The sequence below is a fragment of the Sulfitobacter sp. 1A13421 genome, from assembly GCF_043557285.1.
Lineage (GTDB): Bacteria > Pseudomonadota > Alphaproteobacteria > Rhodobacterales > Rhodobacteraceae > Sulfitobacter > Sulfitobacter faviae.
The window spans coordinates 53437-77646 of sequence record NZ_JBIFFQ010000013.1 but is presented as its reverse complement, the minus strand read 5'-3'; the positions used below and the strand labels follow the sequence as shown (position 1 = coordinate 77646).

At 52.2% G+C, this 24210-nt stretch carries 23 protein-coding genes and 1 pseudogene; 16 read left to right on the top strand and 8 right to left on the bottom strand.

The genetic code is table 11. From position 1 onward, the window contains the following. Window positions 1-3: 3 nt before the first annotated feature. The gene (locus ACGYLI_RS17115) at window positions 4-813 is read right to left on the bottom strand and encodes a hypothetical protein (protein WP_394420040.1); all 810 of its coding nucleotides are present in this window, start codon (window positions 811-813) and stop codon (window positions 4-6) included. Window positions 814-929: 116 nt separating this feature from the next. Between ACGYLI_RS17115 and ACGYLI_RS17110 the strand changes: the two genes are divergently transcribed. The 3 genes from ACGYLI_RS17110 (at window position 930) to ACGYLI_RS17100 (ending at window position 2751) form a co-directional block, all read left to right on the top strand. Continuing rightward, on the top strand, window positions 930-1247 hold the full coding sequence (locus tag ACGYLI_RS17110; RefSeq protein WP_394420039.1) for a hypothetical protein: 318 nt from the start codon (window positions 930-932) through the stop codon (window positions 1245-1247). Window positions 1248-1309: 62 nt separating this feature from the next. Beyond that, window positions 1310-1450, top strand: a complete 141-nt coding sequence (locus tag ACGYLI_RS17105) for a hypothetical protein (protein WP_394420038.1) — start codon at window positions 1310-1312, stop codon at window positions 1448-1450. Between the two features lie 119 nt (window positions 1451-1569). Beyond that, the gene (locus ACGYLI_RS17100) at window positions 1570-2751 is read left to right on the top strand and encodes an IS256 family transposase (RefSeq protein ID WP_394420037.1); all 1182 of its coding nucleotides are present in this window, start codon (window positions 1570-1572) and stop codon (window positions 2749-2751) included. Between the two features lie 153 nt (window positions 2752-2904). On the opposite strand, the gene ACGYLI_RS17095 is transcribed toward ACGYLI_RS17100, so the two are convergent. Next, a protein-coding gene (locus ACGYLI_RS17095) for an IS3 family transposase (protein WP_394420036.1) occupies window positions 2905-4034 on the bottom strand; the annotation gives its coding sequence in 2 pieces (ribosomal slippage) (window positions 2905-3791 and window positions 3791-4034; 1131 coding nt in all). 361 nt (window positions 4035-4395) lie between these two features. Here ACGYLI_RS17095 and ACGYLI_RS17090 point away from each other — a divergent pair. Both ACGYLI_RS17090 and ACGYLI_RS17085 read left to right on the top strand, forming a co-directional pair. Beyond that, window positions 4396-4902, top strand: coding sequence for an antitoxin Xre/MbcA/ParS toxin-binding domain-containing protein (locus ACGYLI_RS17090; protein ID WP_394420035.1), 507 nt, complete (start codon window positions 4396-4398; stop codon window positions 4900-4902). Then, entirely contained in the window at window positions 4899-5396 is a 498-nt protein-coding gene (locus tag ACGYLI_RS17085) for an RES family NAD+ phosphorylase (RefSeq protein WP_394420034.1), read from the top strand. Before ACGYLI_RS17090 ends, ACGYLI_RS17085 begins: the two co-directional genes overlap by 4 nt. A 10-nt stretch (window positions 5397-5406) precedes the next feature. Here the strand turns inward: ACGYLI_RS17085 and ACGYLI_RS17080 are convergent, their stop codons facing one another. Further along, the gene (locus ACGYLI_RS17080) at window positions 5407-5595 is read right to left on the bottom strand and encodes an antitoxin Xre/MbcA/ParS toxin-binding domain-containing protein (RefSeq protein WP_394420033.1); all 189 of its coding nucleotides are present in this window, start codon (window positions 5593-5595) and stop codon (window positions 5407-5409) included. Between the two features lie 203 nt (window positions 5596-5798). Between ACGYLI_RS17080 and ACGYLI_RS17075 the strand changes: the two genes are divergently transcribed. Continuing rightward, the gene (locus ACGYLI_RS17075; protein ID WP_394420032.1) at window positions 5799-6179 is read left to right on the top strand and encodes a helix-turn-helix domain-containing protein; all 381 of its coding nucleotides are present in this window, start codon (window positions 5799-5801) and stop codon (window positions 6177-6179) included. Between the two features lie 639 nt (window positions 6180-6818). On the opposite strand, the gene ACGYLI_RS17070 is transcribed toward ACGYLI_RS17075, so the two are convergent. Continuing rightward, entirely contained in the window at window positions 6819-7025 is a 207-nt protein-coding gene (locus tag ACGYLI_RS17070; RefSeq protein ID WP_394420031.1) for an XRE family transcriptional regulator, read from the bottom strand. Window positions 7026-7119: 94 nt separating this feature from the next. Between ACGYLI_RS17070 and ACGYLI_RS17065 the strand changes: the two genes are divergently transcribed. Genes ACGYLI_RS17065 through tnpC form a run of 3 tightly spaced genes read left to right on the top strand, consistent with a single transcriptional unit; the run spans window position 7120 to window position 9522 of the window. After that, window positions 7120-7527: a transposase gene (locus tag ACGYLI_RS17065; RefSeq protein ID WP_394420030.1), complete on the top strand. Its 408-nt coding sequence runs from the start codon at window positions 7120-7122 to the stop codon at window positions 7525-7527. Then, a complete protein-coding gene (tnpB, locus tag ACGYLI_RS17060; protein WP_394420029.1) occupies window positions 7521-7874 on the top strand; it encodes an IS66 family insertion sequence element accessory protein TnpB in 354 nt (117 codons plus the stop codon). The genes ACGYLI_RS17065 and tnpB overlap by 7 nt, the downstream gene beginning before the upstream one ends. A 55-nt stretch (window positions 7875-7929) precedes the next feature. After that, window positions 7930-9522 carry an IS66 family transposase gene (gene tnpC, locus ACGYLI_RS17055; RefSeq protein WP_394420028.1) on the top strand — a complete coding sequence of 531 codons (1593 nt, stop codon included), beginning with the start codon at window positions 7930-7932 and terminating at the stop codon, window positions 9520-9522. A gap of 261 nt (window positions 9523-9783) precedes the next feature. On the opposite strand, the gene ACGYLI_RS17050 is transcribed toward tnpC, so the two are convergent. The 3 genes from ACGYLI_RS17050 to ACGYLI_RS17040 all read right to left on the bottom strand — a co-directional run bounded on the left by ACGYLI_RS17050 (window position 9784) and on the right by ACGYLI_RS17040 (window position 15231). Further along, window positions 9784-10221 (bottom strand): hypothetical protein, encoded by a 438-nt coding sequence (locus ACGYLI_RS17050; RefSeq protein ID WP_394420027.1) that lies wholly within the window; start codon window positions 10219-10221, stop codon window positions 9784-9786. Window positions 10222-10315: 94 nt separating this feature from the next. Beyond that, complete coding sequence (locus ACGYLI_RS17045; RefSeq protein WP_394420025.1) at window positions 10316-12955, bottom strand: hypothetical protein; 2640 nt, start codon at window positions 12953-12955, stop codon at window positions 10316-10318. Between the two features lie 134 nt (window positions 12956-13089). Next, window positions 13090-15231, bottom strand: a complete 2142-nt coding sequence (locus ACGYLI_RS17040) for a hypothetical protein (protein WP_394420023.1) — start codon at window positions 15229-15231, stop codon at window positions 13090-13092. Window positions 15232-15544: 313 nt separating this feature from the next. Between ACGYLI_RS17040 and ACGYLI_RS17035 the strand changes: the two genes are divergently transcribed. The 4 genes from ACGYLI_RS17035 (at window position 15545) to ACGYLI_RS17020 (ending at window position 21132) form a co-directional block, all read left to right on the top strand. Then, window positions 15545-15862 (top strand): transposase, encoded by a 318-nt coding sequence (locus tag ACGYLI_RS17035; RefSeq protein ID WP_394420022.1) that lies wholly within the window; start codon window positions 15545-15547, stop codon window positions 15860-15862. 648 nt (window positions 15863-16510) lie between these two features. Further along, window positions 16511-18628 carry a hypothetical protein gene (locus ACGYLI_RS17030; RefSeq protein ID WP_394420021.1) on the top strand — a complete coding sequence of 706 codons (2118 nt, stop codon included), beginning with the start codon at window positions 16511-16513 and terminating at the stop codon, window positions 18626-18628. Window positions 18629-19028: 400 nt separating this feature from the next. Continuing rightward, complete coding sequence (locus ACGYLI_RS17025; RefSeq protein ID WP_394420020.1) at window positions 19029-20261, top strand: hypothetical protein; 1233 nt, start codon at window positions 19029-19031, stop codon at window positions 20259-20261. 16 nt (window positions 20262-20277) lie between these two features. Continuing rightward, on the top strand, window positions 20278-21132 hold the full coding sequence (locus ACGYLI_RS17020; RefSeq protein ID WP_394420019.1) for a viperin family antiviral radical SAM protein: 855 nt from the start codon (window positions 20278-20280) through the stop codon (window positions 21130-21132). 118 nt (window positions 21133-21250) lie between these two features. Here the strand turns inward: ACGYLI_RS17020 and ACGYLI_RS17015 are convergent, their stop codons facing one another. Continuing rightward, window positions 21251-21667: a hypothetical protein gene (locus ACGYLI_RS17015; RefSeq protein WP_394420018.1), complete on the bottom strand. Its 417-nt coding sequence runs from the start codon at window positions 21665-21667 to the stop codon at window positions 21251-21253. Window positions 21668-21783: 116 nt separating this feature from the next. Between ACGYLI_RS17015 and ACGYLI_RS17010 the strand changes: the two are divergent. The 3 genes and pseudogenes from ACGYLI_RS17010 to ACGYLI_RS17000 all read left to right on the top strand — a co-directional run bounded on the left by ACGYLI_RS17010 (window position 21784) and on the right by ACGYLI_RS17000 (window position 24109). Beyond that, window positions 21784-22541: pseudogene (locus ACGYLI_RS17010) on the top strand (IS5 family transposase). Window positions 22542-22594: 53 nt separating this feature from the next. Beyond that, window positions 22595-22876 (top strand): hypothetical protein, encoded by a 282-nt coding sequence (locus ACGYLI_RS17005; RefSeq protein WP_394420017.1) that lies wholly within the window; start codon window positions 22595-22597, stop codon window positions 22874-22876. Between the two features lie 207 nt (window positions 22877-23083). Next, on the top strand, window positions 23084-24109 hold the full coding sequence (locus ACGYLI_RS17000) for a hypothetical protein (protein WP_394420016.1): 1026 nt from the start codon (window positions 23084-23086) through the stop codon (window positions 24107-24109). The last annotated feature ends 101 nt before the right edge of the window (window positions 24110-24210 follow it).

The following is a 24210-nucleotide window of genomic DNA, read 5'->3' as shown; positions in this document are numbered from 1 at the left end:
GTCTCAGAAGTCCGCTAGAAACCGCTTCATCTTCTTAGCGTCTTGCTCGATACTGTGGTCGCTCTCAATGTGAGTAGGGGCATAGATACCAATCGCTATCGCTAAGACCTGATTGTCAGTCAGCGGTTCGATATCAAAGGCAGCAACGCGCAGCTTAGGATTTCTATCACCTCCATCATTGAGCAAGTAGATACGTCCTTGGCAACCATTATCGATTTCCGCGATGATCCCGCACTCCCACCCCATCAAGGTATCCATCGGTACGGCTAGATCGGGATCCATCGGTAGAACGGACTGATCGAAAACCTTTCGCTCGTCAGTGTCTACGCTGAAGAAGCCAAGAGGGTTGGCCTTATCCTGTCCAAAGGTTTCACGAGTTTGCGCTTGCGTGATCTGAAGGGAGGTGCGGTTGAGGCCGTTATTACGGGTGCCTTCCAACAGTGCGGTGAAGTTAGGCTTTCCGTGTCCGCCATGGCTAGCTTCAAACTGCTCAAAGCTGACCTCTTCAAAGCTGTCTTTGTTGAGATAGCTTCCAATTCCCCTGATGATATCGATATCTCGGTTCCAGCTGATGCTGAACTGAGAAACCCTCGATTTGAGGGCTGTGGCGTAGTGAAAGCGAAATTCATCCTTGTCATACAAGCAGTCCGACTTGGCGCTCGGCGCCATCACATGCAGCACGACAAGCCGCTCACAGACCTGTTCGCGCAGATCCGCATTCGGCCCTGCATCCTTACTTAACGGCCACCAGCCTGCCGCTCCGGTCATGATAGCTGCTGAAGAGATGAGGGCGACGCGGAGGATAGGGGGCATGTGTAGAACCTTAGATGTTGTCGGAGACCCGTTTACCTTCCCAATAAAAATATTTAAAGCACCGCCTAAGATTATTTCGCTGTTAAGGCATATATATCTATCAAGAGGCCAAAAATATGATTGATAGCGAACTAAACGATCTGCGTAGGAGAAGCCTTGAGGTAAATAATGATCTCTTCTTCAAGTATGCTCGTAAGATATCTGTAGATGAGATGCAGAAGGCTTGCAGATGCATGAATGCAGTTTCTATTGCTGTTGATGCAGATGACCTAAGTACAGTAGCTTGGTCGCTCAATCGAGAAACGTTGCTTTCTAACCGAGCCAGCCTGCCAACGCTATTAAATCAATCGCTAGCTAAGATGATTGGCGACCTGATTGATGACGTTGTTGATTATGTCGATGCCAACCAAAGTACGGTTAAAATAAAATTATGAAAATTTGTTTTTGGATTTTCTGAGGTCTCCTTCAAATATCTAAGTAGAAGGAGATAACAAAAATGAATAAAACACTTTTAACAGCCTGCACGCTTAACGCATTGGCGCTTCCGGCAATCGCTGAAGATCCCCAGAAACCCGGCTACTTCGGTGAGTTCATGGACCTTACGGGTCGCATGATCGCCGATAGCGTGGTGGTGTAACTTCAGGTCTGGAAATTCATTTGATGCTGGCGCCATGAGCTTCTGCCGGGGCGCGCCCCGGCAGAAGCTGCCCATTCTGGTATTCCATGGAAGTGCAAACTCATCATGGAGACGGACAAATGGACGAGCGACAGGATACAACGGTTGAGGCCCTCATGGAACATCTGATCGAGCACGGCCCCAACGACATGGCGACAGTGTTCGCGCGAGCGTTCGAGTTGGCGATGCAGATAGAGCGTGAGCGCTTCCTCGGAGCTGGCCGCTATGAGCGCACGCCCGGACGGCAGGGGTATGCCAATGGCTACAAGCCAAAGCGCATCGACACACCCGCAGGCACGGTCTCGGTGCGGGTGCCCAAGACTGCCGATCATGATGGTCAGCCGTTCTACCCGCAATCGCTGGAGCGCGGGCGGCGCTCGGTGCGAGCCGTGATGCTGGCAGTGGCTGAAATGTATGTGAAGGGCGTTTCCACCCGTGAGGCTGAAGCGGTGATGCGTGAGTTCGGGATCGAGAGCCTGTCCTCCAGTCAGGTCAGCCGCGCTGCAAAGCTGCTCGATGACGAGCTCGCAGCATGGCGCAATTGGCCTCTGGGCGAGATCAAATATCTGATCCTCGACGCCCGATATGAAAAGATGCGCCATGGCGGGATCGTGCGCGACGCTGCGGTGCTCTCGGCAATCGGGATAGGCCCAGATGAGCGTCGCCGGGTGCTCGGCGTCTCTGTGGCCCTGTCGGAAGCCGAGGTGCATTGGCGCGCCTTCCTCGAGAGCCTCCAAGCTCGCGGCTTGCGCGGCGTCCAATACATTGTATCTGACGATCATGCCGGACTGCGGGCCGCGCGCAGGGCGGTCTTCGGCGGGGCAACATGGCAGCGCTGCCAATTTCACCTCGCCCAAAACGCCATCCATCACGCGCCGAACCTTGCCGTTCGCAAGCGCATCGGTGCCGAGCTCCGCGAGTTCTGGAACGCGGCCTCCCTCGCCAAGGCCGAAACCAGCTTGGCCGAATTGGTCACCGAGTATCGCGATACAGCGCCGAAACTTGCTGCATGGCTGGAGAAGAATGTCCCTGAGAGCCTCACGGTCTTCACCTTGCCAAAACACCACCGCCGCCGCATGCGCACCTCCAACCCGATGGAGCGCAGCGTGCAGCAGGAGTTGAAACGTCGCACCGTTAAGGTCCGGGTATTTCCCAACGAGGCCGCCCTTGAGCGCCTGGTCAGTGCCGTGCTGGTGGAGATCGACGACAAATGGGCCGCCGACACCAAGGCCTACATAAAGTGGGAATGCCTGGATGCGTGATCATGGTGTCAGAGAATTTCCAGACCACAGGTTGCACAATCGATAGCGTGAAGGAAGCTGAAAAGCAGGTCGGGGTTATTCAAGACCAGATCGTGCGTTCGAAGTTCGGCATTCTTGGACCTGTCGCGTTTTAGTGCCGCCCCGAGTGCTCGTTTAAGCCACCTTTCGTTCGAAAGCGACGGGGCTTTTCCAGCCCAATGCTGAGTGGCGGCGACGCGGATTGTAGAAGCCGTTGATGTATTCGAAGATCGCTATCTCGGCTTTGCGCCGTGTCTCCCAAGGATGCCGCCAGTTCAGTTCAGCTTTGATCGTCTTGAAGAACGTCTCGACCGCCGCATTGTCGTAGCAATTGCCTTTCCCAGACAGCGACACCTTGAACCCATGTTGGCGCAGGATCTTCTGGTAGTCGTGTGAACAGTATTGCGACCCACGATCCGTGTGGTGAATGCAGCCCCTGGGCGGTGTCCTGAATGCGACGGCCATGTTCAGCGCCCTGATTGCCAAATCCCGTTTCATGCGATTGCTGACGGCCCAGCCGATGACCCTTCGGGAATGCAGGTCCAATATCACAGCCAGATACAGCCAACCCTCGCGTGTCCAAATATAACTGATGTCGCCAGCCCATTTCTGGTTTGGCGCATCTGCCATGAAGTCACAATCCAACAGATTGGGCGCGATGTTGAACTTGTGATCGCTGTCGGTTGTGACCTTGTGCTTACGTGTTCGCACAACAGATATGCCGTTCTGGCGCATCAGACGGCCAACACGACGATGGCCAACATCCAGACCGATTTCCTTCAACTCTTCGGTCATGCGGGGCCTGCCATAGCTGCCCAGGCTCAGACGAGACTGTTCTTTGATATGTGCAAGTGTGATCAGATCAGACCGTTGCCTGCGGCTGGCGGGACGGCTGCGGAAGGCGCGCAGACCGCGCGAACTGACCTGCATAACTTGGCACATACGCTGTATGGAAAATGTGGCTTGGTGCTCTTCGATGAACTTAAACCTCACGGCTTTTGACCCGCAAAGAACACCGTGGCCTTTTTTAGAATCTCCCGCTCCTCCTTGAGAATGCGGTTCTCGCGCCGAAGCCGGTCATTCTCTTGGGCAAGGCTCAAGTCCCCTTTCGACACCACATCCGTATCTCGGTGTGCTGTGATCCACTTGTTCAGCGTTGACATCCCGACGCCAAGATCATCCGCCACTTGCTTGCGTGTAAGTCCACTGGTCAGTGCGATACGCACCGCATCGTGGCGGAACTCGTCCGTCCGTTTCAGTCCCATAGTCAGTCTCCTTTGTTGCAGTAAATGCTATCAAAGGAGCGGCATCAAACCGCGACAGGTCCATCTTGCTGATGCAGAAGAAGTCGTTCTCGAAGAGGCTGAACTTAAAAGCCTGCTCCTTAAAGACCATCTATGCGACCAGCAGAGAAGCGGCGAGCAAGAAGGCTAGTAAGAAGAAAGTCCTGGATTTCTAGTTCAATCTAATCGCCATCTGAATAGCCAGGCTCGGTTTAACCGGCGGGCCTGTAGCCTTTTACTGATCTCGGAGGTCTGGATGCGTTCGCGTTTGAGGGATGTCCCTTGAAATCTTGTGGACAGGTGTCACTTTTTAGACGACACTTGACGTGAAAGGGGATCTCACATGGTTGCTGCGACAGTTGGAAAAGAAACTGGCAAGAAGCCGGTGCCTAGCGCTGATCAGGCGCCGGACGATCATGCTTTGCAGGCTTGGCGCATCTTGGGTGGCCGCAACATCATGAAGGCCGCCATGCGTAGTTCTTTGGAGGCACATGACGCGATCTCAAAGGGATTCGATCCCAAAGCATTGTTCCATCTCATCGAAAACGTTGGTGTTCTGGCAACTGAGGAAGCACTTCAGGGGGTTCTCGGTATTAGCCAGCGAACTCTACAGCGCAAGCGTAAAGTGGAACGTCTCTCTTCAGATCAGAGCAGCCGAATGTGGCGGTTTGCCGAAATCTTAGCACAGGCAACGAATGCCCTTGGTAGCCAAGAGGAAGCTGAGCGTTGGATGATGGAACCTGCGATGGGTTTGGATAACCGACGACCAATTGATCTACTTTCGACGGCGGCGGGAGCTGAGGCGGTTGAGGATCATCTCACTCGTATGGAGTACGGAGTCTACATTTGACGCCATTACCACCGCCGCTAGGGAACGGGGATCTGCGCTTCTGGCGGCTTGATCAAAAGCGTTTTGCGTCTACGTGGGATTCAGGAGAAGGCTCGTTTCAGGTCGGCGGCCGCTGGAATTCAAAGGGTGTTCGTGCCGTTTACTGCTCGCTGGATCCGGCAACTGCGATCCTTGAGGTTGCGGTACACAAGAAGTTCAAGGCACTGGATACCGCCCCGCATACGCTGACCTCTGCTCGCGTGATCGATCCGTCAGAAATCCATGTCCTAGGCGAGGATGCTGTGCCTAATCCCAATTGGCTGGTGCCTGGTTCGCATGGGCCCGGGCAAATGCAGTTCGGCGACGAGCTTCTGAGAAATCATATTTTTGTTCTGATCCCCTCAACAGTTTCCCGCCATAGCTGGAACCTGATTTTTGATGCCACGAAAGCCGCTGGTCGGTTCGATGATGTCCAGCAAGAGCGCTTTGCTCTCGATCCCCGGCTTCACACTTGAGGTGTCTAAATCAGATCGGAAAGCCAGCTTGTGCCTCGCGCAGTAACCTCTCGATCTTGGTGCGACCTTCAGGTGTGCTTGTGAAATCAATTGGCCGACGCCCTTCCAGCAAAGGCGACTTGCTTGTAAGCCAGTCGACCGCATTCTCAGCTGAGCCTGTGACTTCAACGCAAAACGCCATTAACTCTGGTTCACCCATTCTGCACCTCCGTTCTGGATCATAGATCGCTGAAGCTCGGCAGCAACTAGGCTAAAAATATGATCCAGGAGGGTCCGTTAATTGGACTCTCCGAGCCTCAAGCTTCTTTCCCGGATTCACACCTAAGGTATCATCATAAGATACCCTTAAGCCCTCCAATGCCCTATAATGTACCTGTAAACGACACATTACGGACAGCTGATATGCCTGCGAAGAAACCTCTGACAAAGGATGAAATCCGCGCGAGGCGGTATGAGCTTCATCGAAGAGCTTGCGATGGGGAGTTGGCTTTGCCGGAAGCTGTACGTGAGATGCGCAATGCCATCGGTTTTACACAAGAGAAGTTTGCAAAGGCCTTCGGGCTTACCAGGAAACAGGTCATTGAGCTGGAGAGCGGTAAAGGAAACCCGACCTTAGAAACCCTAATGAAGGTTGGTCGACCTTTCGGCTTTCAGGCTGGCTTTGTGCGTGATGAGGAGTTTCCGGACTGGTTGCGGAAAGATGGCGATCCTAAGGCTTCGAAGAAGCCCACTGAGGAGCGCGAAACCCCTCCAGCAGCCAAGTCAGGGCCCGCGCAGCAATGAGACTGCTTGCCTTCACTATTGAGGCAAGCAGCGATCCTTACCTAGGCTCCAGAATGGCTGCGGTAGGGCACACTTCTCGTAAGATTATGATATCTAACAATAGTTTTAGGGCTGGTCACAACGTGGCACCACCTGAACGGCTAACTCCGCACTCCCAATCGGGTCTCATGCGAAAAAACGATTTGAAACCAATCACTTAAGTCGAAGTGACCAAAACTACACTAAATGTGGCAGGCCATAAAAATGGTAGGAGGCGCGGGATTCGAACCCGCTCAAGAACGCTAATCTGGCGCTAAAAGGTGTATAAATCCTCTCCGCACACCTGTGCTACCTCCCACAAAAATACGTGGGTTATCCTGTTTTCAGGATATTCGTAGGCACCTGGTGCGTTGGATCGAGGTCATGCAATAAGGATCATATCTTTCGCGGTAACAGTCAAGATCAGGAGTGCTTTCGCGTATCATCGTCCTCAAGTGCGACTGCTAGGCGGTCGCTTTCAGGGGAAATGGACGGGTCAACTCTCCAGAGCGTTTCAGCGATGCGAAGCTCTCTCAACCTTATCAGCTTTCGGTCAACTTCCTGATCGTCGCGCATGTTTTCGTCTCCGGAAAATTGTTGACCACTTCAAATGATGACCGCTTACCCTTCTAAAGTAGGCTCTTCGATACCAACATTCAGTTTAGTCTCAACACCCAAGAAAACAGCCAAGGCAAGGATCTTGTTTAATCCAAAACGCTCAACGTTGCCGTTAGCAATGCCGCTGATGTCAGGTGCCTGAAGACCAGTCTGCGCGGCGATCTCTTTTTGAATGATGCCGTGGGTCTGAATATGTTTGCCGATAGCCACGGCTACATTGTAAGCGGTGGCCCGGGGGCACGTTGTAGGGTGTGATCCGCGCTGCGAGAACGAACCCATCTTATGATGGGGAGTGCGTTTCGCAATGTGCGCTACAAATTCGTTTCTCAGATCGCTTGGCGTTGAGATTTATGCGTCCGGCCATCGCCGTTGGTCGGATACTGCAAAGGCACAGGCGGTGGCGGAGACGCTTGAGGTCGGTGCAACGGTGAACGCTGTTGCTAAGCGGTATGGGGTCCTTCCGAACCAACTATCGGCGTGGCGTCGACAGGCCAAGCAAGGAAAGCTGTTATTACCCGCGCCGGATGCTGACGCGCCGCTCTTCGCTCCACTGGTGGTCTCTGCTGGGCCGGAAGAGGCCACAGAAGCGTTGAGCGTTCCGAATGAGGCGATCAGATTGATCTTTGGAGAGATCGCCATCGAGCTGCCGCTGCAGACATCTGCCTCTCGGATCGTAGAGATCGCCCATGCGCTTGAAGCTTCTTCATGCTGATGCCATCGCAAGGCGTTCGGATATTGGTTGCGACGCGGCCAGTGGACTTCCGCAAAGGACACGATGGATTGGCTTCGATGGTGCAGTCGGCATTGGCCCAAGACCCCTTTACCGGAGCAGTCTTTGTATTCCGCGCCAAACGGGCCGACAGGATGAAGATTTTGTTCTGGGACGGCAGCGGACTCGTTATGACCTACAAACGACTTGAGGAGAACAGCTTCATTTGGCCCGCCATTCGAGATGGCGTGATCACCTTGAACCGTCCCCAATTCGAGGCGCTTTTTGCAGGGCTGGACTGGCGCCGGGTGCGCTCTTTAGAACCCCGCAGACCGGCTGCGGCAGAGTGACTCGGAGGCGCAAAAGGCCTGCCCATTTGGGCGTAAATCAAGCTATACTCCGGGCATGTCCGACCTGCCGCCCATCAATATATCTGCCATCCCCGAGAGCCAGCGTGAAGCTGTCTTAGCGGTGCTGCGCGAGAACAAATCGCTGAAGCAAGAGACGACCGGGCTACAAACCAAAACATCTGAGCTGGAAGTTTTGGTTAAGCGTCTGGAGCACCTTATTGCCGAGCTCAAGAACGCCACACATGGCAAGCGCTCGGAGAAGTTAAGCGAAGATGAGCGGCAGCTGGCTTTTGAAGACCTCGAGGTGGCCGTCGCTGAAGTTGAGACTCAGCAAGCTGAGCAGACCTCCTCAGAGGCACGGCCTCGCAAAGCTGCCCGGCGCAACCGTGGCAATCTTCCTGCAGACCTTCCACGGGTTGAGCGGGTGGTCGAGCCTGAGAGTTTGAGCTGTCCCTGCGGATGCGGCGAGATGCACCGTATTGGCGAAGACCGCACCGAGCGACTGGATGTCATTCCAGCGCAGCTGCGTGTCATCGTCACCGTTCGCCCCAAATATGCTTGCCGTTCTTGCGCTGAAGGTATCAGGCAGGCCCCGGCTCCTGCGCATCTGATCGAAGGTGGGTTGCCGACTGAGGGCGCCATCGCACATGTGCTTGTCAGCAAATTCTCAGACCACTTGCCGTTGTATCGTCAAAGCCAAATCCTTGCCCGCTCCGGCGTCGACATCCATCGTAGCACTTTGGCCGATTGGGTCGGCACAGCGGCTTTCCATCTTAGTCCTGTCGTGGACCGCTTGGCTGAGCATCTAAAAAAGTCCGGCAAGCTATTTATGGATGAGACAACGGCCCCCGTTCTGGACCCAGGCCGAGGCCGCACGAAGACAGGATACCTTTGGGCACTGGCGCGCGATGACCGAGGATGGGGTGGAGATGATCCTCCAGGCGTTGTCTTCACCTATGCCCCAGGTCGTGCAGGGCAGAATGCAGAGCAGATATTGCGGGGCTTTGACGGCACTCTGCAACTGGACGGCTATGCTGGCTACAACCGACTGACGCGCTCGTCGCGGAAAGGCGGCGCGCCGATCACCGTCGCGTATTGTTGGGCACACGCGCGGCGCAAGCTGAAAGAGGTCTTTGATCGAGACGGCTCAGAGATCGCCGCTGAAGGGCTGCGCCGGATCGCAGAGTTCTACCGCATTGAAAGCGAGATCCGTGGGATGGGTTCCGGACAGCGCCTCTCGGCACGTCAGGCCCGCACGGCGCCATTGATGGCAGAGTTCGGTGAATGGCTTCAGAGCCAACGGCGCCGGATCTCCTCGAAGTCCCGCCTCGGCGAGAAACTGACCTATATCCATCGGCAATGGAGCGGGCTGCAGACCTTCCTACACGACGGCCGGGTCGAGATCGACTCCAATGCCGTCGAGAACCTGATCCGAACAATTGCATTGACGCGAAAGAATGCGCTTTTTGCCGGTCACGATGAAGGTGGCCACGCCTGGGGCCGCATCGCATCTCTCATCGCGACCGCGAAGGCCAATGATGTCGAACCGTTCGCATACCTAAAAGCGACCCTTGAAGCGATTGCAGCAGGCCATCCGGCCAATCGCATCGACGACCTTCTTCCGTGGAACTTCCAGCCGTCAAGCTGATACCAAGTGCCGCGTAGCCGCCGCTTACGCTACATTGAGCTTCTGTCTATGCAACTCTTCTGAAGCATTGCTCAGAGCCTGCTTGTACCTGGAAGATTTCTCTACCGCAGGACCGCGCTTCCTCGCTCTCAATACATTCTGATTAGAATTCTCAATAACTTCTGCGTGCATGCTCGCTCCACCTTATGCTTTCTTCTCTAGTTATAATATATATATGCTATCGCAACTTAAAATAAATGAAAAAAATATGCTAAACTCGACTTATCGATATGCGGAGGATTGGCCGTAAGTTGATAGTAAGGCGTCAACCAGATCTTCGCAGATGCTTTCCGGCATAGCCTGACTATGTGAGTGCCCATTCCAATAACCGGCAATCGTCTCCGTAGATGTATCAAAGACGACTTTAAGGCGGGTGGTTAATACGATGACCTCAAAGCCATCTCCACTGCTCCCACAATCAGAACTCTCAGCAATGATTTTATGACCCACAGAACTGTAGAACTGCTTACCGAAACCTGACAAGACGTTCCTGATTGAAGCGTCACTAAAAGAAGGGGGTAAAACCACTCCTTGGATATCGTTTGGTGAGTGGATATCCAACCTGTTGAGCGCTTGGAGTGTCTCCTCTGCCCTCAACAGGGTGTCTACATAACCGCTTAGTTCGTCTTCGATAATGTTGCTACAAAGTTTCTCAATCATTCATTTTGCTCCATCTTATTTAATAAGATGCGCAGTTTGAATTTAATTACAACATGTTAGTTTATCGCAATAAGAACAGCCAAGAATAACAATGCTAAATATTTAGCCTTCTAATGATCCGTTTCGGACGATCCTCTTTTGGAACCACTTTAAGATCGGCTTTCTTATCAGATTCAGGAGCCTTTGATTCGGAAACACCTTCGCTCGCGACGGTACGCGGCTTCAGTGGATTTCTGATCCGTGGCCGAGGTAGCGCCCTCTGACTTGCTGGCTTCGGCAGCAGGTGCTCAATATCGGCAAGCTCGCAGTTGTGACAGAAAACCATATTTTGCGCAGCCTCAGGGTCAGCAAGCTTCTCAAAAATATGATCTAGCGAGCCCTGCTTCCATTGCGAGGGGATCTTGCTGCTGTTGGTGACCGGCGCCCAAAAAAACCGATCCATACCGCTGTAGGTGGCAAACTTGCTGTCGATGTCGTTGATCTCGGGATGGTCGATGAAAATCCCTTCAGGATTGAACAGCACTCGGTAACCGTTGAAGAGATCGGCTTTCAAGGCAAAGTTGGATTTGTTAGCGGCCGTAGGGTGGGTGCACTTTTCCAAGTATTCCTTCGCCACCTGGCGATCCAGCTCACCTCCTGCCTTGGCAGTATCCAGGATCGTCTTCAGAGTTTTCGTGTGCTCGACCTTCTTGGCTGACCACACCCGATTTGTAGTGCTTTCCAGAAGTCCTGCCACCTTGCCGTTGATGACGAGACCGTTCTCGCCGACGCCGTAGCGGTGAAGAACCGTCATATCGGTTGCCCGACTTGGGTTCTCCGCAGCATTAAAGAAGGCTTCAGTGATAGCTTCTTTAAGGAAGTCCACCTCATCCATCAGCTCGTCATCTCGGGTGGTCTGAACGAGATCGTTTTGCGAGATGGGGGGCAACGTAGGATAGAGGTCATACACTGCATAGATGTGTCCGTTGATGACGTTCCGAACAGCATCGAAATGACCTCTGCCACGAGTGTACGCTTCCATCATCACCGTGTCCCCGAGGCTTGTTAGCTTCTCTAGAACGCGCGCGCGGGATTGATCAAGCAAACCGCCCTCTGGGGTCACCACGATCTTCCTTACAGGCCGCTGATAGCTACGCTGGCCGGGTTGGTTCCCTCCAGCACCAGAGCGTGCTGCCACTGGTCTCACAATGTTGCGTTCCTGATCGAGCGCTTCAGCTTCTTCAGCCAGCATGTCGACGTCAAAGGTCGATGTGCCGGGAACCACAATGATTCTCTTCCCAGCCAATGGATCGTCACAACCTTCAAACCGTGGGTTGCCGTACACTGGTTGGTTATCCGAGTACAAAAGAGTGTCAGCAGCCATCCCGTCAATGTGGTGCCAGATCAAACGTTGGAAGTCTTGGCAATCGATAGGCTTGTCGGCTTGCACCCACACCCGCAGCGAGACCTTGTCTCCACCACGACCCAAATATGTTACTGTGCCGCTATCTTTCGCCATGCCGTACGAGGAAGAGAGCATGAGCACGAGCTTAGCATCTTGCATCGCTTCAGGCAGCTTCTCACGCAGCCAAGCAACGGATTCCTGCTGATTGTTGATGAAGTCGATATCACCAACCAAGTCTTCTGGTACCTCGAGATCGTCGATATCGATAGCAAAGACGGTTCTTTGCTGCGGAAGGATGTTTCCAAGCTCCAGCGTCGTGAAGACCGCCGTATTCAGCAGACCCTTCATCTCACTGACGTTGTCCCCGTATTTCTTGGGGAGGTAGTTGTGCAGGAATGCTTTATCCACGCCAGAGGGAACGTAGGGGCTATAAGCTTTGTCGCCTTGCTGTTGAACCTTGATGATCTTGCTGTCTTTGATCCGGCGGCCATAAAAAGTGCGATCCGCGAAGACCGATTTGCCGTGCACTGTGAAGCATCCATCATCGTAAATACTGCCCAAGAAGCCCTCAAGGCTGTGGCCGCTGATGGTCTCAAACTTCATCGTGCGAGCCGCCGAATTGGTCTCTAGGGTGTACATGTTTGGGGAGGTTTTGATCGGTGTGTATGTCTTCGAATAGGGGGCATCAACAAAGCTGCCATCCTTCTTCACGCGCGAGACCATCTTCATGCCCATCGGGCACTTGTAGGGATCTGCATCGCCCAGGTTCTTTGGTTTGAACACGCCATAAATCCCTTGCTCGCTCAGAGCAGCAACTAAGACCTTGTCGTTCTCTCCACGCTCGGCAGGGGAGGGTGCATAGAACCAAGTAGGGCGTTCCTGATCCTCGACCTCGGGAACCAGAGAAGCACGGGTTGAAGTGCTCGGCGTTTCATCAGGGATATCCGTCACGTGCTTAGCGAGGTTCTCCAGCGCCAGCTGATCGCAGATTTGCGTATCTCGAAGGGCAAAGCCAAAGCTGTTCACATCTCTGAAGAAGAGAGCCTTCCGCGCATTCCCATTACTATCTTTGGTTTCGCGGATCGAAACCTGAAGACCTGTACCGAAAAGGTAATCTTTCAGCTCGGCAAAGCTGCGCCCCCGGCCTAATTTCGCGTCATCAATGAAATGCGCCACTCTCCAGGTAATGTGAGCAGCTAGCTTCGAGAAATCCATGAAGTAGAACTCGTCGTTAGAGGCAGTCTCGTCCTTCAGAAAGCCAATTACGCTCGCAGGGCGGCTAGCTCGGGCTGGTGCTGATCCCTTGCTAAATCGACGAGTACGCTTTTTCTGCGATCCCAAAATATCCATGTTTCGTTACCTTTTTTGAACCTCCTCGAGAGGTGATTAAAATCGATTTTTTTTTAAACTCTTGGACCCGAAAAACTTGGGTTTTCTTCCAACTTCGGGCTTCTCTCCCGAACTGAAGCAACCTTAGATTTTTCCTAGGTGGTCACGGTGATTGGGGTCCGTTCTGAGTCCAGCTTACCGAGGTGGAACAAGTGCTTCTGGATAGTCGCTTCAAGCGTACCGTCATCTTCCATCATCTTCAGTGCAGGGGTCGGGATGTACAGCTTGGTTGCAGCACCGCGTTGACCACTGACCCGGCTTTTTACGAGTGCCCAGCCTTCTGGGCAGATGTTAGCGGTAAAGCCGTGGGCTTTGAAGAACTCTGTTGCAGCGTTGTTTCGAACACCACGATGCTGGCTATAAGCAGCAACGGAAACAATATTCTCGTACTCGGTGGCAAGCTCCTCGAGCGGACTGGTCTTCGTGAAATCGTCAATGTGGTAAGCGTTATCGAGCACGAGGCTTTCAGGTATGGCGTCCGTCAACAGGTAGGCTCTTATGTCGGCCTGTGGGCGGTTAACAGCACGTACGCGACCCAGACACTGTACGTTCTCTAGCTCCCGCATCTGATACTGAATGCGCTTCATCATATCGTCTTTGTACTCGTGAGTGTGTCCAAGTGCGACGTGGTTGCTGTAAGTAGAATACTGTCTCACCTTCCGCTCGCGGCCTGCTTTATCACCGATGAGCTTTACCGCTTCGTCGTGATCCATGAATGCTCGTGCCATCCGCACGACTACGGAGTCTGGGAGCTCAAGCTTGCCGAGAATGATGGTGGTATCGAAATCCTTGAAGTCGTTGCGACCTTTGAGTGCGCCAAAGTTCTCAATTTGAATGTTAGGGGCAGCAAGATCATCTTTTATGCTCAGTTCTTCAAGAAGCACCTTCTTGTTCGATTTCGTACAGCAGATCAGGATCTTTCGATCACCTTCCTTTTTCAAGATAGCGCCCAGGCAAGGAGAAAGCTTCTTTTGTCGCCCTTTACCTTCTTCAGACGGAATGCGCAGGCGACCCTTCGCCTCGTACGGCTTATCGGATTTGACGCTTAAGCTTGATGACGCCCAGCTTTGACCAAAAATCGCAGTGGTAAACATGTTGTTCACTTTGGCTTTGATCGAGACCACTTTAAGTTCGTGAGTGTCGTTCATCACGCCGCCGTAGATCTCAGCGTCGGCCGTGGCGTCCAGGCCAAGAACTGGAGTATCGGGGTAGGGAAAGCGGGTGCGCCTGCTGATATCAAGCCGATCCCCGGTTTCACTTCTGATTATGTGAAAGGCTCCCGTGCTCTTAAGCTTATTGCTACCAGCTTCCTGCGCGATCTCCTCATTGACCTCGGTAAGCATGCTCTCCCAGACCATCATTTCGTTCCGCATGGCGCCTTGTGTAACAATGGAGTTCTGCTTTGCGCTGCCTTGAGCAATCGCACGCTTCTCCTTGCTGCGGAAGTTGATGATAGAGCCCAGCTCGCGCTTTAGGCCCTGAAGACCATGCTTCTCGATCAGCTCTTTGACCACTGGTTTGCGGTCCATGGACAGGACAAGAATCTCGTTCACCATCTGACGAAGCCGGTTGCTAGCGCGGCTCTTCTGATCGTTTGCCCAAACCAAACCAAATTCACTTGCTTTAACGTAGCCTTCAAACACCAGCTTATCTGAGAAGCTCTCATCGACGATGATCAAGGCCGGGTTGACCTCCTCAGGAATGCCTCCACACCGCAGGTATTCAGCGGAACAGATGATGACGTTCAGGTCAGGGTTCTTAGCGATGGACTGCCTTGTACGGATATAGCCGCAATCATCATAGAACGGGCACTTTTTCACTTCGCCGTTCTCATCAACAGACTTACAAAGGGTGCGCGCGGATAAGCCAAACTTATAGCGCTCCTCAACTTGCGTTTTAAATTTACAGCCCGACGCTGTCATACCCTTCAGAAGAGTGGGGAAAACACCATTCTTCTGATAAAGTATCTGCGCCTCTTTCATATTTTTATGATCCGTAACGATATGAAGCACAGTTCCACCGATCTCGCCGTTCCGGATAGCCTTCGAAACACTTCCAATTGTTGTGGTTGTCTTACCTAAACCTGTTTGAGCCTTGATAATAACGGCAGGCGGTATCGCGGGCGAAGTTCTAAATGTTTTCCAAAACTCGTCCAGGCACTCTTCAAGGCTATCGTAATCGGCATCACCGTCACAGAACTCAAGAAGGGCATCAGACGGCTCCAGAACCTTAGTCACGCGGCTCACATCATCAATGAGAGCCAACTCAGCACGGCGGGCTGCGGATCTAGGAGAGGCGCTTGGCGCGTCCCCGAAAACGTCTGCGAGTATAGTACATTGGTCTTTCAATTATGCCTGCCCTCAACTTCGACTTTGAAGTTACTTCTAAGTTTCAGGACATAGCAGTTGAACATTAACGCAGAATTAAAATCCAGAATGCCACACCACCTGAGGTTAATGCAGAATGCTACTCCACCTGCGGCTAATGTTAGCTCGCCTCATGTCCTATTGTGTTAAGGGCGCGGGTATTGGTCTAATATAAGAAGTCGTATTGGGAAATTTCAAAATAAATTTCCAGAGATCATTAAGGCACCTGAAGCCGAAACATGCAGCATGGCTGGCGAAGGATGCACGCAAGGGCCTCGCCGTCTTCATCTTCATCCTGCCAAAGCACCGCCGCCGCCTGCGCAACTCCAATCCAATGGAACGCAGCGTGCAGCGAAAGTTGAAACATTGCACCGTCAAGGTTCGGGTGTTTCCGAACGAGGCTGCCCTCGAGCACTTGGTCAGTGCCGTGTTGGTGAAGATCGACGACAAATGGGCCGCCGACACCGAGGCCTACATACAGTGGGAATGCCAGGATACGTGATCATGCTGCCAGAGAATTTCCAGGTCACAGGTTATACAAACTACACCTTCCGCTATTGACGGCGGCTTTGCGCAGACCAAAATAGCAGGGGCATTCCACTCTGAAACCGGTAGAATCAATACGTTGATCCTTCGCTCAACCGTTAAAGAAGACGGTGTCGGCTTTGGCGATTTCAGCGGCGTTGGTAAGAACCAATATCCAACGGAAGTAAGCAATAATTTCGCGGTATGTGAAATACTGTGCTAACATCTAGCATTTGCTGCTGTATGCAACATAGGCGGCTGTTCGGGGCGAAGTTGGTGTTCATCGAACGGCAGCAGAGCAGGTGGCAAACCCATCGTTCGCCACAGACGCCGGATCCCCGCTCCGCATGCGAGGGCACCGGGAGATCTGGCGGAAAGCAGACCTTTACCACGCGTCAGACGAAAGACTGCCAGGCGCAGGCAGCGCTCTTGGCAAAACAGCGAACTATGGTCGCCCTTCACAACACAGCCGACCAGAAGCCAACTTCAACGATTTAACGCTTTTGGGTTCGCAGCATTTCGAAAGGCAGCCAATGGTTTCTTCTAAAGTGGTTCGTTCACAGGTGACATGTCATGAATGAACTGCGATATTCAAAAGGCTAGTTGAGGAACGCGTATGCCGACAATGACCGAGAACCTACCCAATAGGGTTAGGAAGCTGACTAAGCCGAGAAATTATGCACAAGCGATGCAGCCATTTTTGGAAGCTGTCAGCAACTCCATCATGGCAATTGATGACCGAGTGTCGGTCTTCGGAAATCATTCGAATGGAGTGGTCAACGTTGCCGTCTCCGAACTAGGGACAGACGATATCAGCATTGAGATATCGGATAATGGCATTGGCCTCGATCAAGTGCGATATGAAGCGTTCTGCGAGATTGACACCGACTTTAAAAGGGAGCGTGGCGGCAAAGGAGTTGGCCGTCTCTACTGGCTAGATGCATTTAAAAAGATTGAGGTCGTTTCCAAATATAAAACAGACTCTGGCATTTCACAGCGTGCTTTTGAGTTTCGCCTAGCGCAAGAAAACCAAGTATTTGAGAATGATGAGTTAGACCACAACTCAGCGTCAAAAGTTACTGGAACAATAGTTCGTTTTAAAGGATTGCGACAGGGTCCTTATTCTGAGCTGTTTCCAAAGCGGGCCGCAACGATCAAAGACTATTTGGCTGCGGAGTTTATTTCAAATTTTTTAAGTAAGGTCGGTCCAGTAGTCCATTTGACGGCGACGACAAAGGGCGGAACTGTACAGACAGCGACTTACCCAAAAGACGTTTCTGAATTGGTTGCGCGAGGTCCTGAAAAGGTCAGCGATATAATTCTGGATGATGCTTCAAAACTCGAAGTTAGCTGCTTTCTTTGTGACAAAAAAGCGAGTTCTGGGCTGACTGGCCGCCATCAAGTCCATTTGCTCGGAAATAGTCGCACAGTTGAGAGTCGAAATGTAGACGACCTTGTTGCGATTGGCCCTCTGAAGGCCGATGAGCTTGATGACTTGGCCCTTCATGTTTTGGTGAGCGGTGAGCTACTTGACAACAGTGTCGCTGAAAGCCGCACATCCTTTACCCTTCCTGAAGGCGAAGTATCCGAAATTGTAAAAAGTGCGGTCAAGGCCGCACGATCAGAATTCATCGCTGACCAGCTAAACGAGTTTGATCGATCCCGCCGGGAGCAATTTGAGAAATTCTTGGAACACCAACCGATTTTTGGGTTTGCCAACAGCGACGAGATTTTTGCTTCGCTGCCAGCCAACGCAAAAAGTCCAGAAGATTTCGTAAGCAAATTGGCGCTTCCTAGGTTTCGCGCTGAGCAAAAGAGAGAGGAAGCCCTTTCATCTTTGGTAGAAAAGGTGGTTTCGGGTGAACAAGTACCCGAAAATTTTGGGGAGGTTGTACGCCGTGCTGCCGAAGGGGTACATGACAATGAAAGGGCAGCGTTGGGCCACCACGCCGCAAGAAGAAGAGTCGTCTTGGACCTGATGGATCGCTTGATTCGACGTCTCAGAAATAGCCCTGAAGAAGACAAGAACCATGTAGAAAACACCCTTCACACCCTGCTTGTACCGATGAGGGTCAATTCATCCAATCCTGAGGAAGAGGAGCGCGCAGCTCATGACCTTTGGTTATTGGACGAGCGCTTGGCTTTTGCGTCCAGTTTCTCTTCTGACAAACGATTGGCGGCCGTTCTTGAAGACAGTGATAGTGAGTTGAGACCCGATGTGCTTCTGTGGGACGTGCTCTATGCATTGGGTCCAGTGGGTCACCAAGGAGGTGCTGAGGAAGTCGAGGATACAGAACCTCTTTCGACGGTGTTCATTGTTGAGCTCAAACACCCCGGTCGCGCAAACTACAAAGCGGAGGAGCGAATTGAGGATCAAGTCCGAAGATATGTCACTGAGATAAAAGGTGGGGAAATCGAAGGTTTTGGGCGCAGAAAGATTCGCGTTTCAGACGACTGTCAGTTCCATTGTCTCGTTGTTGCAGATTTTCATGGGAAGCTAGCAGATGAAGTGTCGGGTTGGGACTATGTCCATAATCGTCGAGGTCGAGAACGTCGGCTTGGTGGGGATCACTCGAGCGTAATCATCCAGGCAGTTGAGTGGGATTATGTCCTCTCAACGTCTCGCCAAGCTAACAGAGCCCTGCTTGACGCGGCGGGGCTGGATCGCGCGCGAACGACAGATTTTACCAAGCAACATTACACGCATAATGAAAGCGAAGGGGCTACGAAAGCAGCCGAATAGGTGTCTGCTTTCCCGCTTGGTGATCCCGGCCTCGCTTGTAGGGGTCTGCTCCGGCTCAGTGCTAAATCCTACGCTAAGAAATATTTTTCCCTGACGCTGGCACCCTTTGCGGAATTTACATTTAGACATGAGCTGAGATGCACGACTTCGCTATCTGAGAGCCTATTTTACATCCGTTTCACAAACCTGCGTTTGTGAAAGCCGCCATTCGCTGCGCAGCGAATGAAATCACACAGTGCGAGACAAAACTGCCTTTCGTGGAAAGCGCAGCGAGGTCCGGTTTGGCGAACTGTTCAACAAACGGTCGATCAATCAAGTGGCTCGCCCTCACTTGTAATCAAAGAGAGCTTAAAGCATGTTGTAAATGGCGGTTGATGTTAGACATAGGCGCGTTTTAATAATGAATTCGATTGATGCTTTGGAACCGCTGCGACGGCGTCGTTCTCGCCTTGAGAGTCTGGCCGATCATGCCAAGGCGCTAGAGAGAAGACGTAATGAGCTCCAGCGCACGATAGCCGACTACAAGGCATTCCAGCCAGAGATTGAAAAAGACAAGATCGCCAACCTTGAGGTCACAGCAACAGACCTTTCCCGGCAGATCGCCAATCAAGAGGTAAACACGGCAAACCTGGACCATCGGCTTCAAGGCGTAAATGCCGCTAAGGTCAGCCCTTTGTTGGTATGGGTATACTTCACTGCAGCGCAAAAACAGATCCGCTCTGAAGCCTCGCTTCTTGCGGGAAAGCTTTCTTCTGCCAAGCAGAAATTGTCGACGAAGAAAGAGGCGCTTTTTAAAGCTCGTGCGGACATTAGTGCTGCCAAAAAGCGCATTTTGGATCACGCGCAGTTCGATCTGAACGAATCCGAGCAGCGACTTTTGTCTCTTGGACCGGAAATCGAACGGCTCAAGGCCGCGCGCGCTACGGACAACGCCGAACTTGTGCGGATCGAGACCAAGATTCGCCCACATACCCAAGAACTTGATCGTTTGAAGTCGGAACTCGCCACTCTGAGTGCCGATATCGCACGCGCAGATCGCTTCGAGCAAGAACTTTCATCAGCTCCTAACAGCTATGAACGAGCCATGATCCACGAAGAGTGCGAGGAAAAATTCGGAACAGGAAGCCCCAAGCAGGTTATCAATGCCCGTAGGAGGAAAATACGGAGCCTCGAGAACAATATTCCCAAGCTTGAGCGCCGCGTCCGGGATGAGCTCCAGAAGCTGGAAAGAACCATCGGCCACCTTCTGATCGACGGAAACAACGTATGCTATGAAGGGCAATCGTTCATCGGACTTCGAGCTATTTCCGCTCTACTTCGAGAGTTAGGCGACCGATACAAAACCACAGTGGTCTTCGATGGTTCGATCCGTGCGATGCTGAAGACCGATACCCAAGGGGTTGAGCGCGCACTGGGTGCATCGGTCAACACGCATGTGGCTCCAAGTAAGACGGCTGCCGACGAATATCTGCTCAAGCTGGCCGACCAGGATAATAGCGCCTATATCCTTAGCAATGATCGCTTTGCCGAGTATGGCGACTATAATGTCGTAAAGTCGGACAGAGTGTTCAGGTTCCTTATTGCGGACGGCAAATTTATGGCCAATGATATTGATATATCAGTGAATGTTTGATGACGAACGGTGCTAGATGCTTCGAATTCCTGAGCTGACGGTAAACTGGCATATCCTCGAGGCATGCAACTACGACTGCTATTTCTGCTACGCCAAGTATGGCCAGAAGTCCATTTTCTCTCGTGACTATGCGGGAATTTTACGTGAACTTGGCGCCCTAAATGACCGCAGAATCGACTTCCTAAATGGCTCCGCCATCGCCGAGAATGTTCGCATCAATTTTGCAGGTGGCGAACCGTTTCTGGAGAAGGATCTTGGCCAAGCCATTGCCCTTGCTTACGATCTTGGTCTGAGACCATCCTTTATCAGCAACGGCTCACTATTGACGGATGATTTCATCATCAAATTCGGGCCGATGATTTCGGTCGCGGGATTCAGCGTCGATAGCTTTGATGATGAACAGAACCGTAGGATAGGGAGGCGGGACAACCGAGGTGCACAAGTCGGTTACGAACGGATGGCTGCAATTTTCAAGTTATTCCGGCAAGTGTCCCCCAATACCTTGCTCAAGGTAAACACCGTTGTATGTCGCGAGAACGTCAATGATGATCTCACTTCTCCACTTCACGAGTTGCAACCAGACAGATGGAAGGCTCTGCGGGTGATCCCTATCCATGGCGCGACCGGACGAGGGATCTCAGACGACGAATTCTCCAGCTTTTTGAGCCGCCATCAAGACATGCCTGGCAAGATAGTACTAGAGGATAACATCGATATGCACCGGTCCTATCTCATGCTTGATCCCGACGGCTGTTTTTACCAAAGGGAAGGCTCCGACTACCTCAGGAGCTCGGCCATCCTCGATGTCGGTGCGGCTGCTGCGCTCCGATCTATCGAATTCGACGCCAAAACTTACCTTAGTCGCTATTGAATTCCTTAATTCATTTTGACCTGCCCCGATTTTGAGACGCTCCAAGCTTTTAGGCTATCTCGAAAGCAGACTTTAGCTGCATCGTAGAAAATCGGTAATGAGGGCTCTGAACTGCCGTTCAGTGCATCGAGAAGGAACGACCGGTTTTGCTTAACGTAGGATTTAGCACTGAGCCGGAGCAGACCCCTAGCAAACCTACCATCCGAGCCCAGAATCTCGCTTCATCCTCAGCAGTGCCAATCGCTCCTAATCCGTTGTGATCTTCGACAGCAGGAGAGGCTTCCCGCATCTGTTCATCGAAGAAGTCTTCTGCGGCAGCTTTGCGGTCAACATCACCGGGGTCACGTCTTCCATACATGATTGACTCACGTTGGCGCTGCACGTGGTATTTGATGAAATCCGCGAAGACCTGAGCCAAAGGCTGATCGCACTCACACGCGGGCGTCGGGAGATCTTCAATCGGCAGGATCCGATGCTCGTCCTCAGGATTCCAGACTGGCTCGCCCTGCTTTCTGTTCATATTTTTGTCAGTCATAGACACCTCCATTCCCATAAGGAAATGTGTGGCAACCCTAAAAGGAAAGCTAGGGTCAGGATGCATTGATTTCGCTCGCACAGCATGATTCACCGCTCGGAAAATGGAGCAGTGATATGAGCGATCTTTTCTGGCTGACCGACGCGCAGATGGCCCGTCTGGCTCCCTTCTTTCCCAAGTCACACGGGAAGCCCCGGGTAGATGACAAGAGGGTGCTGAGCGGGATTATCTTCATCAATCGCAATGGCTTGCGGTGGCGCGATGCGCCTGCTGCCTATGGTCCTCACAAGACGCTCTAGAGCCGGTGGAAGCGTTGGAGCGAGAAGGGGATCTTCGCGCGGATGATGGCCGGGCTGGCGGCAGAACACGGCGAGAAGACGACCGTGATGATCGACGCGACGTATCTTAAAGCCCACCGAACGGCGACCAGTATGGCCGCCAAAAAAGGGGGCGTGGTCGCCTGATCGGTCGAACCAAAGGCGGCATGAACACCAAGCTGCACGCCATCTGCGACAGTCAGGGACGACCGATCGACCTGTTCGTCACCGCCGGACAGGTCAGTGATTACATCGGCGCACGGGCCCTGCTGAGCGGCCTGCCAAAGGTCAAATGGCTACTCGGGGATCGCGGCTATGATGCCGATTGGTTCAGAGAAGCGTTGCAGGACAAGGGGATACGCGCCTGCATCCCAGGCCGAAAGAAGCGCAAGACGCCGGTCAAATACGACAAGCGGAGATACAAGCGGCGCAATCGCATTGAGATCATGTTCGGAAGACTCAAGGACTGGAGGCGTGTGGCCACCCGATATGACCGATGCCCGAAGGTCTTCCTTTCGGCCATCGCCCTCGCCGCCCTCGTCATCTACTGGCTATGAATCCTGACCCTAAGGAAGTAATGCGGAGGGTCGAACGTGATACAACTGATCGCATGTCGCATTGGCTGAAGAAGTCACGGCGCATTGAAATTATGACGCCATCAGAAAGCGAACTTCGCTCGATGTCCCGGACGCAGCTAATCGAGTACAAGCAGGAAGCCATCAGGCAACGCAACAGGTGGGCTGACCATCTGCGCCAAGCACTCGAGATCTCTCCTCAGCTGAAGAACCTAGATCCAGACGAAACCGATCCGCTTGCCTTCACCAGGATCCAGATCAACGGCTGGAATAGCACCCTCGAGTGGATAGATGACGTGCTCACCTTGAAGAGCTAGCCAGTTGACCACGGCTCAGAAATCGAGGACCATCATCTCATGACCTCGATCTCGTTCACCACTCACTTCCGAATATCCGGCTGATTTCAGACCGGAATTTTGGGAGTGCGTTGGTACGGCAATGGGTCTTATACCCCCGTTTTGGACGCCAGATTAGCGTCAGCGCGACGGTTCGATTCCGTCCACTCCTACCATAAGGGCGCCCCAATGAAGAACATTCTAAAGTTAGCTGCCACAGCTCTATTAATTTGTTCGCCAGCACTTTCCGCAGAGCTTAATCTAAAAAAATATCATAACAAAACAATAGTTCACCTAAGTGGACCGATAGAACTTGGCGATGCAGAAGAATTTCGCGGGATCATGAAAGCGGCAATTCTAGAACCTGGTATAGAAAGGTTAGTGGTGTCCTTGGATAGCCCAGGGGGAAATGTTCATGAAGCAATCGAAATCGGCAAAACTGTTAGAAAAGTTCTCGCTGAAACGTGGACCACTTCCACAGAAGTATGGACCCATAACCTGAAACGAGAAGTCCAAGGAACATTGATTCCTGGACATAAACAGGCTTTTGCAGACCTAGATGCACCCCTCCCTGAATTATCCAAGTGCTGGAGTGCATGCACTATTATATTCTATAGTGGCGCGTCTCGAGCGGTGTTTGACAACAGAGACCACCGCTTAATCGAGCTAGGAAAGACTAGGGTATACCCAACCATAGGTGTTCATCGCCCAATCTACCTAGCTAAAGAGTACGGCAAACTTACTCCAGAAGAAGCGCAAAATGCATACGCAAATATGCTTCAGGATATGTCGGACGCATTAACAAAGATGGGCGCGCCAGATGAGTTCATAAAACTTACAATGGCTACGCCTTCGGAAGATATCCAATTAATTCCCAAGGAAAAAATGGAGACCCTCTTAGAACCAACTGAACCGTTCTTTGAGGAATGGGTAGCAGCAAAGTGCGGACGACGGACCGATGTACTAGCAGATCAGGAAGAGCATAATCTATTCAATCGCTATAGCCAGATGTGGTCAGATGTTATGGATATGTCGATAAATGAACGGCTTGAATGGAGCGAAGATGTCGCTTTAGTAAAAGAGTTTGGTCTAACAAATGCAGTTCGAGTCAAAGAAATTAGCAAAAAAGTCAGCAATTGGGAAAAATCCCTCCAATTTTGTGAAGATATACTCGTACGGACTACTCGTAACGCATGGGCTAAAAAGGCGAACTGAAAGGATATATGGTGTTTAGATGGATACGAAAAAAGGCTCTCTCGGCAACCAGCAGTCTTCAGGAAAGTGAAATAAAGGATCAAATACAGCTACTTAAGGGC